General features: G+C 66.1%; 10 protein-coding genes and 1 pseudogene. 4 read left to right on the forward strand and 7 right to left on the reverse strand.

The annotated features are described in order from the left end of the window. Positions 1 to 24: 24 nt before the first annotated feature. From ACFC1X_RS40265 to ACFC1X_RS40285, 5 genes are all read right to left on the reverse strand, one after another. On the reverse strand, positions 25 to 306 hold the full coding sequence (locus ACFC1X_RS40265) for a hypothetical protein (protein WP_376364582.1): 282 nt from the start codon (positions 304 to 306) through the stop codon (positions 25 to 27). Between the two features lie 94 nt (positions 307 to 400). Next, complete coding sequence (locus ACFC1X_RS40270) at positions 401 to 973, reverse strand: YbhB/YbcL family Raf kinase inhibitor-like protein (protein WP_376364584.1); 573 nt, start codon at positions 971 to 973, stop codon at positions 401 to 403. Beyond that, complete coding sequence (locus tag ACFC1X_RS40275) at positions 970 to 1,536, reverse strand: cysteine hydrolase family protein (RefSeq protein ID WP_376364587.1); 567 nt, start codon at positions 1,534 to 1,536, stop codon at positions 970 to 972. The genes ACFC1X_RS40270 and ACFC1X_RS40275 overlap by 4 nt, the downstream gene beginning before the upstream one ends. A 20-nt stretch (positions 1,537 to 1,556) precedes the next feature. Beyond that, positions 1,557 to 3,290, reverse strand: coding sequence for an MFS transporter (locus ACFC1X_RS40280; protein ID WP_376364608.1), 1,734 nt, complete (start codon positions 3,288 to 3,290; stop codon positions 1,557 to 1,559). A gap of 28 nt (positions 3,291 to 3,318) precedes the next feature. Beyond that, complete coding sequence (locus ACFC1X_RS40285) at positions 3,319 to 3,759, reverse strand: MarR family winged helix-turn-helix transcriptional regulator (protein ID WP_376364590.1); 441 nt, start codon at positions 3,757 to 3,759, stop codon at positions 3,319 to 3,321. 1,312 nt (positions 3,760 to 5,071) lie between these two features. On the opposite strand from ACFC1X_RS40285, the gene ACFC1X_RS40290 reads away from it, so the two are divergent. After that, positions 5,072 to 6,319 carry an MFS transporter gene (locus tag ACFC1X_RS40290; protein ID WP_376364593.1) on the forward strand — a complete coding sequence of 416 codons (1,248 nt, stop codon included), beginning with the start codon at positions 5,072 to 5,074 and terminating at the stop codon, positions 6,317 to 6,319. 42 nt (positions 6,320 to 6,361) lie between these two features. Next, the gene (locus tag ACFC1X_RS40295; RefSeq protein WP_376364596.1) at positions 6,362 to 7,798 is read left to right on the forward strand and encodes an amidohydrolase family protein; all 1,437 of its coding nucleotides are present in this window, start codon (positions 6,362 to 6,364) and stop codon (positions 7,796 to 7,798) included. 617 nt (positions 7,799 to 8,415) lie between these two features. On the opposite strand, the gene ACFC1X_RS40300 is transcribed toward ACFC1X_RS40295, so the two are convergent. Beyond that, the gene (locus tag ACFC1X_RS40300; protein WP_376364599.1) at positions 8,416 to 9,381 is read right to left on the reverse strand and encodes an SDR family NAD(P)-dependent oxidoreductase; all 966 of its coding nucleotides are present in this window, start codon (positions 9,379 to 9,381) and stop codon (positions 8,416 to 8,418) included. Positions 9,382 to 9,444: 63 nt separating this feature from the next. Between ACFC1X_RS40300 and ACFC1X_RS40305 the strand changes: the two genes are divergently transcribed. Then, positions 9,445 to 9,987 carry a TetR/AcrR family transcriptional regulator gene (locus ACFC1X_RS40305; RefSeq protein WP_376364602.1) on the forward strand — a complete coding sequence of 181 codons (543 nt, stop codon included), beginning with the start codon at positions 9,445 to 9,447 and terminating at the stop codon, positions 9,985 to 9,987. Between the two features lie 119 nt (positions 9,988 to 10,106). On the opposite strand, the pseudogene ACFC1X_RS40310 reads toward ACFC1X_RS40305, so the two are convergent. Beyond that, a pseudogene (locus ACFC1X_RS40310) lies at positions 10,107 to 10,699 on the reverse strand (IS5 family transposase); the annotation flags it as partial. 270 nt (positions 10,700 to 10,969) lie between these two features. On the opposite strand from ACFC1X_RS40310, the gene ACFC1X_RS40315 reads away from it, so the two are divergent. Continuing rightward, the gene (locus ACFC1X_RS40315; protein WP_376364605.1) at positions 10,970 to 11,578 is read left to right on the forward strand and encodes a winged helix-turn-helix domain-containing protein; all 609 of its coding nucleotides are present in this window, start codon (positions 10,970 to 10,972) and stop codon (positions 11,576 to 11,578) included. Positions 11,579 to 11,800: the final 222 nt, after the last annotated feature.

An 11,800-nucleotide genomic window follows, 5' to 3' on the forward strand; every position in this document is an offset into this window, starting at 1 on the left:
GCCCGGCTGCATGGCCCACAGCGATCACGGCACCGAATACACACCGGCCCAGTTCCAGGACCGAACAAGGAAGCTGACACTGCGGCAGAGCTGCGAACGCACCGGATCACGCTTCGACAATGCTGCCGCGGCAAGCTTCCGGGCCCCGCTCAAAGAGGAGATCGGCACCCGCACCCGGCCGACCGGGCCACCACCCGAGCCGAGATCTTCTCCCTCATCCAGACCTTCTACAACCACCGCCGCCTGCGCAACCACAAGACTCTCGGCTACCTCACCCCCGCCCAGACCAGACAGCACCATCAGCACACCCTCGCGGCATAACAATCACCTGTCCGGGACCACGAAGAAACATCAGGATCATGAACCGGGCCGAGCTGCGCCAGGCCACTTAGGGCCGGAGTCAGCGTTCGAAGACCCCTGCCAGTCGGCCTCGGTCGAGGACGGGAACGCTGATGGCGGCCACGAGGGGGCGGGGCCGTGTCCGACCTACGGCCTTGCTGCTCTGGGAGCTTTCCAAGGGGGTTGCGAGGGCGAACATCTGGAAAAGGTAGCGATGCGGTCCGTGGCCTTTGAGGGGTGCGGGACCGTGATATCCGCGTCCGATGGTGGACCGGAGCAGCTGCACGCCGACGGAGGGGTGTGGGACGTTGAGGGCGCCAGGTTCGAGGTGCTCGTGCATTGGACCGATCAGGGCGAGACAGTGCACGGCCGGCTTGGTCGCGGGGATGTCGATGTCTTCCATGACCAGGAGTAGCTGTGCGGTGTCGGATGGGGGCGGGGTCCAGGCCAGGTGGGGAGAGAGGTTGTCGCCACCGATGTTCTTCGCGCCGTGCTCAAGCGGGATTGCACCACCGTGGTCGAAATGCTGGCTGGTGAGGGTGAGCGACTGGGGACCTTGCAGGTTGGGCAGGTTCCAGGCGGTGTGTGTTTCGCCTGCTCTGCGGTTGTTCAGGAGTCGGCCGAGGAGGGTCATCGCGTGGCCTGGATTCTGTCGATGATCTCGGCGGTGGTGGCGGTTTCGCCGAGCTTGGGGAAGACACGTTCGATGCCGTGGCGGTGTGCGTCCGCGTCGGCGTCACTCATGGCGTCCGTGACCACGACGACGTGGTAGCCGTAGTCGGACGCCGAGCGTGCGGTCGACTCGACGCCCGCGCTGGTGGAGAGGCCGGCCAGCACGACCTGCGTGACGCTGAGATCCCGCAGGAGGGTGTCGAGTCCGGTGTCATGGAATGCGCTGCGCCGCCGCTTGGTGATCAGATGGTCGGCCGGCTGGACGTCGAGTTCGTCGATGAGGTCGGTCGAGCCGGTTGGCAGTGCGACGCTGCTGCCGGAACGTCCAGTCTCGGTGCGCCCGGGAGCTCGGCCCGTGACGTTGACCAGTACCACTGGCAGGCCCTGCTGCCGGAACTCGGCGGCCAGGCGCGCCGCATGCCTGACGACGGTGGTGACCGCGTCGTCGGTGTGGGCCGAGACGATGCCTTTCTGCAGGTCGATCACGACAAGCGCGGGTGTGGGATCGATCGTCGTCAGTGTCATGGCGTTTGTTCCATGGGACGTCAGCTCTTTTCGTCAATGCTGATGTGCGGTTGTGGGGTCTTGCCGGTGAGGTTGGTGCCGCGCAGGAAGGAGGCGATCGCGGCGAGCAGGGCGAGGATGGCGCCGAAGGCGAACACGATCACCAGGCCGGAGTGGAAGGGACCGGAGATCAGGTTCGGAAAGAACTCGCTTCCGGTCAGGGTCTGTTGCTGGGCTGGTGTCAGGTCGGTCAGCGCCCCGCTGGGCTGGAGCAGGTGCTGGATGGGATTGAGGCCCAGCTGGGCGGCGAACAGGGACGAAACCGGGGGAAGGTTTCCGACCTGTGTGGCGACGCCGGCCGGTACGCCCTGCTTCTGCAGCCCGGCGGTGAGGGCGTGCGGGAGGCTGTTTGCCAGGCCGGCGATCATCAGGGAGAAGAACACGCCGATGGAAACGGCGGTGCCGGAGTTCTGGAAGGTGGCGCGCATGCCGGAGGCGACCCCGCGCGAGGGGGCGGGCACGCTGCTCATGATGGAGGAGGAGTTGGGGGAGGCGAACATGCCGCTGGCGATCCCGTTGAGTGCGATCAGTACGGCGAAGATCCAGTAACGGAAGTTGATCGGCAGCAGCATCAGGCCCAGGAAGCTGGCGGCGAACAGCAGCGCGCCGCCGGTGGCGAGGCCCCGGGAACCGAGGCGGTCGGACAGGTAGCCGGAGACGGGCCCGGCGGCGAGGAATCCCGCTGTCAGTGGCAGCATGAAGATGCCGGCCCACAGCGGGGTGTCGCTGTAGTCGTAGCCGTGCAACGGAAGCCAGATGCCCTGCAGCCATATGATGAGAACGAACTGCATGCCACCGCGGCCGATGGAGATGGCCAGGCCTGCCAGGTTGCCGAAGGTGAAAGCTCGCAGGCGAAAGAGCGACAGTTCGATCAATGGCGCGGATACGCGCTTCTCGATGGCGATGAACGTCGCCAGGAGGACCAGGCCCCCGACGATGAGTACATCGACCAGCGGGTTCGTCCAGCCCATGGTGTGCCCGCCGTAGGGCTGCAGGCCGAAGGTGACCGCGATCAGGACCGCGCTGAGACCGCCCGCGAAGGTGATGTTGCCCCACCAGTCGATCCGCCCGCCCCCGCGCCGACTGGTTTCGCGCAGTGTCCGGTAGGCCCACACCGTGAAGAACAGGCCGACAGGCACGTTGACCCAGAACACCGCCCGCCAGTCCCAGGCCGACAGCAGTCCCCCGGCGACCAGACCGATGAACATTCCGGCCAGGCCTGCGACCTGGTTGATGCCCAGGGCGAGACCGCGCTGTTCTCTGGGGAAGGCGTCGGTCAGGATGGCGGCCGAGTTCGCCGTGAGCATCGATCCGCCGACGGCCTGCACCAGTCGCCAGGCGATCAGCCACATCGCCGCGTGGCCTCCGTCGAAGGGGTCGACGGACAGCAGGATCGAGGCGAGAGTGAAGACCGCGAATCCGGAGTTGTAGATCCGGACCCGCCCGTACATGTCTCCCAGCCTGCCCACCGTGACCACCAGGACGGCCTGGACCAGCCGGTACCCCATGATCATCCACAAGAGGTAGCCGATGTTGCCCGGCGCCAGCGGATCCAGGTGAATACCACGGAAGATTGCCGGAAGCGCGATCAGCACGATGGAGCCGTCCAGTGCGGACATGAAGACCGCGGCCGTCGTGTTGGTCAGCGCCGTCCACTTGTAGCGGTCCCCACCAGCGCGACGGCCCCGGGCGAGCGCCTCGGGAGGATCTGCCATCAGTGCGCCTCCTCGTGATTCCAGCCGTTCAGATGTTCCGTGCCAGGCGCTCCAGTAGCGGTGCGGCCGCGGCAAGCTGCTCCAGCTCCGACGGGGTGAATTCGCCGCTGGTCAGGGCCTGGGAGATGAGTTCCGTCCGGGCGTTGCGCTTGTTCCTCAGGGCCTGCCGGCCGGCGTCCGTCACCCTCAGCACCACGCGCCTGCCATCGTTCGGATCCGGGCGGCGTTCGACCAGGCCACGGGCTCTCAGCGCAGCGAGCGTCGACCCCATGGCCTGTGCGGTGATCTGAACCTCACGGGCCAGAGCCGCGGACGTGGTGGGCGCCGATCGCTCCAGATGCGACAGAGCCGTCCGCTCAGGCATCGTCAGCTCACCCTCGACTGGCACTTGGCGTACCCGCCGTACCAGCACACTGACACTCGCCAGCAATGCTGCAGCGACACCACCGGTCTCCGATTCGTCCCTCATATAATAAGGCTACTTTATAAGCTTGGCTTAGTACAGGGTGGGTCGGCCCATCGTCACCGTGATCCAGCACATCCGTACACTGCCGGCTTGCATCGCTCTACCGCCCGGCAGCCCGGTGCGAAGCTGCATACCCTGGCTGGCATCCATGTCTGCGCCGAGGGCGCGGCAGTCGGACCGGTGACCGCACCGACAATGGCGTCGGCGGTGACGCGAACCTTGAGCCGAGCGGATCTCAGAGGAGTTTCCAGGAAGATGCCGGACGTCTCGACCCTGCCGTCCTTGAGTCGATGACGACGACGCATGCCGAGCTGCCGCATTCCGTGCACCGCTATGGGCAGCAACGCCGACATCCGCAGCGCCGAGAGCGCCGCCAACCAGTTCCTCGGCATGCTCGCCAACCACGTCCACCAGCCCGGCGAGGCCGGCTGCTCACAACCTGCCTAGTCGGATCCAGCACCCATCGGCATGTTTACGCCGTTTCGACGTTACTTATGCGCGTATTCCGCCTGGACGTCGCGCATCCACCCGGTACCCATTGAATCCGACGTGCGGTTCCCAGGGTGGCTGGAGAGTGCCCGAACATACGCCCCGTGCGCAGCTCATCCTGACGGGGCTCAGCCCCCAGCCCCACGGTCAGCCGCGTCATTGAAGCGCAAAAACCGCAGTTCAGCCGCAGATTGTGCGCGGATTCGAGAGGACGCCGACCCTTCGGAACCAACCCGGTTGGTGCACCTCCCGACTCTTGACACGGAGACCCGACAGTATGAGAGTGAGCAAAACAAGCGAAACATACGGGTGTTTGCAGCCAGGTCAGCAGGTAAAGGGAATGCCATGCACGTGAGAGGCGATTCGTTGAACGCGTGCGGGCGCGTGATTCGCAGCGCCTGTCACCTTCCCGGACGACATCACCACGCGAGCCTCGCGCTTCCGCGAGGTCGTCTGTCCGAGGTGTGATCACCGAGCACGCAAGATCCCGCTGAACTGCACGGATAGGGCTGGCCGAGCGTTCTGTCAGCTGTGAGGAGAGAAGTACTTCTCGGTTGAGAAGCATGCCGAGTGCTCCCTTGGGTCCGCGATTCAGCTGCTGTGCGATGTCGCCGTCACGTGGCCACAGCGCGATCGGACCGTGAACGTGTCCATTCGCCTCTGTGGCAAGGACGACTGACTCGTCCTGTCCATTCGTCGAGCTGCCGGACGATCCGAACAGTTGTTGGGCGCCTGGTCCTGACGTATGGCCAGCTGGGAGGAGTGCCGCACCGACGCCCAACTCAGAGCCCGATCACGGCGTTACGTCTCTGCCAGGAGAATCCACATGACAACAGATCAATCCCTCTCGGTCGCACAGGTCGCAGACGAACAGCCGGACGAAGGCGCGGCAGGCTGGCGGACGGCATGGGCGTCGACTCTCGGTCTCGCCTGTGGCCCCAGCGTGCTCTTGACCATGTCCTTCGGGGCGTTCATCGACCCGCTCGAGCGAGCGTTCGGGTGGGGGGTGGGGGAGATCGCGTTGGGAGCGTCCCTGCTCAGCGTCGCGGTCATGGTGATCTCGCCGGTGCAGGGCTACCTGGTGGACCGGCTGGGTGGACGCCGGGTGATCCTCTGCAGTGCGCCCGTCTTCGCGCTGGGCTTGATGGCGATGTACTTCCTGCCGGGCAGCCTGTCCGTGTTCTACCTGGCCTGGATTGCGCTCCCGGTCTTGGGTATGGGTCTGTGGCCGGTGTCCTACCTTCGGCTCACGGCCGGCTGGTTCGAGCGCAGACTCGGGTTGGCGCTGGGTGTGGCCAACTCCGGGATCGGGGTCGGCACGGTACTCGTTCCCATCCTCACTGCCGCGCTCATCAGTGCGTTCGGCTGGCGGGTCGCGTTTCTCGGGCTGGGGGTGGTCGCGCTCATCGCGGTTCCGGTCGCGTTCTTCTTCCTCGCCGAACCGAGTATGCGCCGGACGAGTGTCGTCCAGGCCAGCGGTGACACGCTCCGCAGCGCCGCGGCGACCCGGCCCTTCTGGGTCGTGATGGTCGGCTTCCTGCTGCTCGGGATGATGGGCTCGTCGGTCGTCGTCCATCAGATCCCCCTGCTGCTCGACGCCGGCGTCGCACCGTCGGTGGCGAACCTGGTGCCGGTCGCGCTCGGAGCGGCGATGATCGCGGCGAGGATCGGGACCGGATGGCTGCTGGACCGACTGCGGGTTTCGGTCGTCATGACCGCGTCTCTCATCTGCGGCATCGTCTCCGTGCTGGTGTTCGCGAGCGGGCCGAACGCCGTGATGGGCATAGTCGCGGCAGCGCTCGCCGGGTTCCTCATCGGGGCCGAGTTCGACGTTCTCAGCTATCTCATCCCCCGGTATTTCGGGCGCCTGGCATTCGGAAAGATCTACGGCATCACGTTCTCGATGTTCCAGATAGGCGCGGCGATCTCGGGGTCGGCGGTGGGCATGATCCGGGACAGCTATGACTCGTACGCCCCCGCGATGCTGGTGGTGGCCGGCGTGGGAGTGGTGTCCGTCGGCCTGTTCCTGTCTCTCGGCAGGTATCGGTACGAGGGCACCGTCAAGATCGCCTGAAGCAGGGCTGGGGCAGGACGAGAATGAGAGAGAGATTCGGACATGGCAGTTGACAGGGTCGACGACTGGGTGCTCGACCGCATGCTGGCGACGACGGAAGACGTCAGTCGAAGGGTCCTTCTTCGAGGGGGGACCGTGCTCACCATGGATGCACAGTTGGGTGACTTCGCCTCGGGAGATGTGCTCATCGAGGGCAGCAGGATCGTCGACGTGGGGCACGACCTGATGTCGGCAGCGTCGGACGGCCGGGCGATCGTCGTGGAAGTGAATGGCACGATCGTGATGCCTGGGATGCACGACACGCATCGCCACTCATGGCAGGGGCAGTTTCGTCGGCTGCTCCCTGATGCGGACGTGGTGGAGTACAACAGGGTGCTGCACAGGCTTCTCGCTCCTGTGTACCGGCCGGAGGACATGTACGCGGGAAATCTCCTCAGCGCTCTTGGGGCCATCGAATGCGGCATCACCGGCATCATGGACTTCTCCCACAACGCCCGATCGCCGGAGCATTCCGACGCTTCGATCGAAGCGTGGGCCGACGCCGGTATCCGTGCGGTCTACGCACCCTGCGCGCCGCTCTTCGGGGACTGGTGCCACCAGTGGCCCGAGGATCTGAATCGCCTGCGCGAGGAGCGATTCACGTCGGACGACCAACTCGTGACTCTCCGCCTCGGCACCTTGTCCCAAGCCGTCGGTCAAACGCTCCCGCATTCCGATGAGCGCGCGCAACTTGATGAGAAGGCCCTGCACTTCGCCCGCGAGCTTGATATCGCCGTGAGCGTGGACGGCGTCGCCGGACCAGCGGCGTCGGAGCAACTGGAGCGGCTCGGTGCGGCCGGTCTCCTCGGAGGCGACACGACGTACATCCATTGCCGGGATCTCACGGAGCGCGCCTGGCAGGAGATTGCCGGTTCGGGAGGGACTGTTTCGCTGGCGCCGTCGTCCGGGGCGCAGTTCGGCCAGCCGAACTCGAGCAGTCCGATCCAGGAGGTGCTGGATCTCGGCCTGCGTCCGGCGCTGAGTCTGGATGTCGAGAGCTGCTTGTTCAGTGACATGTTCTCTCAGATGCGTTATCTGCTCAACATGCAACGGACGGCTGCCGCCAACGGTCCACTCAAAGGGCGTTCAGACGCACCAGCGGCCATTGCCGCGCGAGACGTCCTGGAATTCGCGACAGTGCAAGGCGCCAGGGCGAATGGCTTGCTCGCCAAGTGCGGTACCCTCTCGCCGGGCAAAGAGGCCGACGTGGTCATCATTCGCGCCGACACAATCAACACGTTGCCCCTCAACAACGCGATCGGCAGCGTGGTGCTGGGAACGGACAGCAAGAGCGTCGATGGCGTGCTGATCGGCGGACAGGTCCGAAAGTGGGGCGGCGAACTCATCGGACAGGAGACCGCGCGGGTTCGGCGCCTCGTGACGGAGTCTCGAGACCATCTCCTGAACGTCAGCGGCTACGCACTCGACGTGCTGCGATGACCTGCAACCGAAAAATAGAATCAGTCAAGGAGCATTGACCTCGAGATGTCGTGACGGCCCGCCGACGGAGTCGGTGGGCCGTTTTCGTGCAAGGGCTGAGGCTGTGCCGGCCGAGGGCGCGGGTGTCGCCTCGGGGTGGCGCCGGATACCACTGCTCCGGGTGTTGAGGTGTCGTCGAAGGGACGGGAAATCTACTGGTCGGACCCTGACCCGGGATGCTGGAGACGGGGTTATGCGGCTTCGGGAAGTGATCGAGGGGCGTTGTCCGACGCGAGAGTGGAGTGCCGGCGTCGGGTGCTGCAGCGGCTGGCCCAGCGGAAGCCGCGAGCCGGCGCGATGAGCGGTGGGCCACGCCTTCGCGCACTTGAGTGTCTTCTCCTCCCTGGACCCGTTCCGGCTCTCGGCGGCGGCGTTGTACGCCGAAGTGCCGAAAGAGCTCCTGGTCACCCCGGCCTGCTCGCAGGCGTCGGCGAAGGCGGCACGAGTACCGAGAGCCGTGGCCGGCGTGCATGATGGCGCCCTTCAGGATGCCCCGGGTCCGCCTGGCCGCCGCCACGGCGTGGACGACGCGTTCGTCCCGCATGTGGTCGGCCCACGGCTGCCGTGGCGTGGAGCGGTCAGGCGCGGAGCAGGGCGGCCGAGACGGCCCAGAGGCGTGTGGCGCTGGCCGGGTCGAGCGCCCATTCCTTGACGCCGTGCGGGTGCTGCGCCAGGTCGGCGTCGTCGGGCACGGTGTAGGCCTCTTGTGCATCGTCGATGTAGTGGCCTCCGGAGTGGGCAAACTCGGGGGCGACCGCCGCGACGATGCTGGCTGCGGCCCCCTGCTCGACCGACTTGTACGTGAAGACTCCGGCGGCCTCGGCCGCGTCGAGCGACTCCTTCTGCTCCGGGGTGAAGTTCCGCTGCAGTCCCGTCGCGACACCGCCAGGGTTCACTGCATTGGCGACGATGCCGTCGGACGCCCAGAGGCGGGTCGCCTCGACAGCGAAGAGGGAGTTCGCCGTCTTCGACTGTGCGTAGGCGATCTGCGGGTCGTAGTGGCGGCGCTCGAAGTGGAGGTCGTCGAAGTCGATGCCGGAACGCATGTGCGCCGTCGAACTGACCGAGACGATGCGTGCTCCGTCGCGGTCGGACGCTCCCAGGGCCAGGGCGTCGTGGAGGCCAGTTGCCAGGGCGAAATGGCCGAGATGGTTGGTCGCGAATTGCACCTCCCATTCCTCCCGGGTTCGTTCGAGGCCACCGGTGACAACGCCCGCGTTGTTGATCAGCAGGTGAAGCTGGCCGTTCCAGGCATCGATGAACCGTGTGACGCTGATTCTGTCGGCGAGGTCGAGTTGAGCCACTCGGGGCCGGATCCTTCCGGTCGTCTTCTCGATCGTATCGGCGACGGCATCACCTGCGGTCGTGTTCCGGACGGCTAGCGTCACGCCCGCCCCGGCAGCAGCCAGTGCCCGAGCCGTCTCGATCCCCAGTCCGGAGGAGGCTCCCGTCACGACCGCGCGGACACCCGTGAGGTCAGCGCCCCGCAGAACCTCGTCCGCGGTACTGGAGGCGGTGAAGCGTGTGGAGATGAGTTTGCCCATGGCATCAACTATACGCACTATGCTTGTTTTGTATAGTTCGGCTCCCGCTCGTATGCTCGCCTCATGAGCAGTTCCGATGCCGACCGCCGCACCATGGTGCTGGACTCCGCCATGGTCACGTTCGCGCGATTCGGCTACAGGAAAACCTCGATGGAGGAGGTGGCGCGGGCGGCGCACATCTCCCGCCCCGGGCTCTACTTCCTCTTCTCCTCGAAAGAGGCTCTCTTCTGTGCCGCGGCAACCCAGGCCCTTGAGCGGGACATCACGGCGGTCGAACACGTCTTGGCCGACACCGGGCGTCCCCTTGAAGAACGCCTCGTCGAAGCATTCGACCAGTGGTCAGGCCGTTACGTGGGCCCGCTGACCCGCGATACCGCGGCGGTCATCGAGGACAACCCCGACCTCCTGGGTGAGATCGTCGAAACCATGGGGCAACGTTTCGAGAAACTGATCACAGGCGCGATCGCAGTCGAGTCCGGACGAGAGGCGGCTCCTTCCGTCGCGCAGACGATGATCAGCGCATCGATCGGACTCAAGCATCAGGTCGCGTCACGAGACTTCTACCTCGACCGGTTGACGGTCGTTGTCGGTCTCCTGATGCGCTGAAAAGCTCCCGGCCTCCGCACAGGACAGCGACCTCGAACCGTGCCGGGCCGAGACTCGACCTGAGCGTCGGCGAACAACGGCGAACTCAGGCGTCAGTGCGTGCATCACCGCATCTCGTAGCGGATCCGAAGTCGTTTGTCGTAGCCGCGGTCGGCGAACAGCCGGCCTGGTCGGTGACGTGACCGGCCGCGCACCCCGCGGATGCGGGGTATCGCGTCCAGCAGAGACATGGGCTGAGTGACATCATGACGATTCCCGCTGGTCAGCAAGGCGGCCAGCGGAGTTTCATGCCGGTCGACGATCAAGTGGTTCTTGCTGCCGGGCCGAGCCGGGCCGAGCCGGGTCGACCGGCGAAGGTCCGGTGTGAGCCCCCCTTGAGCGCCCGGACGTGCGAGTCGTCGATCGCGGCGTCGTCCATGTCCAGCAAGCCCGCGGCCCGCAACTCCGCCAGCAGCACCTCAGGCAGCTGCGGGCCAGACGCCGGCCTCGGTCCAGTCTCGCAGACGCCGCCAGGCCGTCACCCCGCTGCGGCCGACCTGTTCCGCCGGAACGTCCCGCCAGCTCACGCCCTTGCACAGAACGTAGACGATGCCACGCAACGCAGCCCGGTCATCCGCGCGCAACCGCCCATACCGATGCCCCTCGGCGGACGATCCGGCAACAACGGGGCCACACGTTCCCACAGGTCATCCAGCACAAGATCAGCAGACACCCAACAGATCGTGTCGGCACAACACTCAACTCCCGGGGTCCACAATGCAGTTCATTCTGAAATGATCAGTTAGGCGGTACCGAGGCCGCGGGTGCCGACCGTCACACCACTCCACCCACGGTGGCTCGTCCAGGGCAGGGTCGAGGCCGGCGATGCCAGCACCTTCGAGGAACCATCCGGTCGTGATCGCTGCACTGGGTTTGAACTTGGTTGGGTGAAGTCGGTTCATCGGTCTGACGGTGGAGGGTTGGGTCCGGTAGGTCTGGGCGGGTGAGATACGCACAGGGCGGCGGGCTGACCGACGCCGGGAGGGCCGCGCGGGAGCGCATTCGGCTTCAGGCCGTGGAACGCTTCGAGCGCGGGGAGAAGAACAAGGACATCGCCACCGCACTGCGGGTGTCGGAGCGGTCGGTGGAACGGTGGCGGAAGTCCTGGCGCGAGCGGGGCGAGGCCGGGGTCCACTCGAAGGGCTCGCCGGGCCGCCCGAGGCTGGGGCCGGTCCAGATGGAGCGCCTCGAGCGGGAGCTGGAGCGTGGTCCGCTCGCGCACGGGTGGCCGGATCAGCGGTGGACCCTGGCGAGGATCAAGACGCTGATCGGCCGGCTGTTCCACATCTCCTACACGGTCGAGGGCACCTGGCTGCTGCTGAAGCGGCACGGCTGGCCGTGGCAGCAGCCGGCCCGGCGGGCGATTGAGCGGGACGACGAGGCGGTCGAGCTGTGGAAGAAGGAGGTCTGGCCGCAGGTAAAGGACAAGCGGCGGCCCGGGGTGCGTGGATCGCCTTCGAGTTGCGCCGTGAGGCGCTGTGATTCGTGTGGAGGTGAGAGACCTTCACCGCCGACCTGTCGTAGCAGGGGGGTGGAGCTGAGGGCAGCCTGATCCGGGTGGTGCCGGGGAGGGCGGGAGCGGCCCTGACAAAGCCGGGACGTGCCAGTACTGCCAGATGGTGCGGGTCCGGCGAGCGGGATGGAGAGGAGTACGCGAGGAACAGGCGTCTTTACGTCTCTTAACCTCGCGCTTTCATCAAGCGGGCTGTCCGGCAGACGGGCAGGAAAGCAGAAAGTGCCTCTGACCAGCAAGAATGAGGATTGTCGAGGTCCT

It is taken from the genome of Streptomyces sp. NPDC056128 (genome assembly GCF_042263835.1).
GTDB lineage: Bacteria > Actinomycetota > Actinomycetes > Streptomycetales > Streptomycetaceae > Streptomyces.

Coding starts and splice junctions, on each gene's coding strand:
- ACFC1X_RS40270 (WP_376364584.1), bottom strand. CDS start 973: ATGACCCTCCTCGGCCGACTCCTGAACAACCGCAGAGCAGGCGAAACA.
- ACFC1X_RS40275 (WP_376364587.1), bottom strand. CDS start 1,536: ATGACACTGACGACGATCGATCCCACACCCGCGCTTGTCGTGATCGAC.
- ACFC1X_RS40280 (WP_376364608.1), bottom strand. CDS start 3,290: ATGGCAGATCCTCCCGAGGCGCTCGCCCGGGGCCGTCGCGCTGGTGGG.
- ACFC1X_RS40285 (WP_376364590.1), bottom strand. CDS start 3,759: ATGAGGGACGAATCGGAGACCGGTGGTGTCGCTGCAGCATTGCTGGCG.
- ACFC1X_RS40290 (WP_376364593.1), top strand. CDS start 5,072: ATGACAACAGATCAATCCCTCTCGGTCGCACAGGTCGCAGACGAACAG.
- ACFC1X_RS40295 (WP_376364596.1), top strand. CDS start 6,362: ATGGCAGTTGACAGGGTCGACGACTGGGTGCTCGACCGCATGCTGGCG.
- ACFC1X_RS40300 (WP_376364599.1), bottom strand. CDS start 9,381: ATGGGCAAACTCATCTCCACACGCTTCACCGCCTCCAGTACCGCGGAC.
- ACFC1X_RS40305 (WP_376364602.1), top strand. CDS start 9,445: ATGAGCAGTTCCGATGCCGACCGCCGCACCATGGTGCTGGACTCCGCC.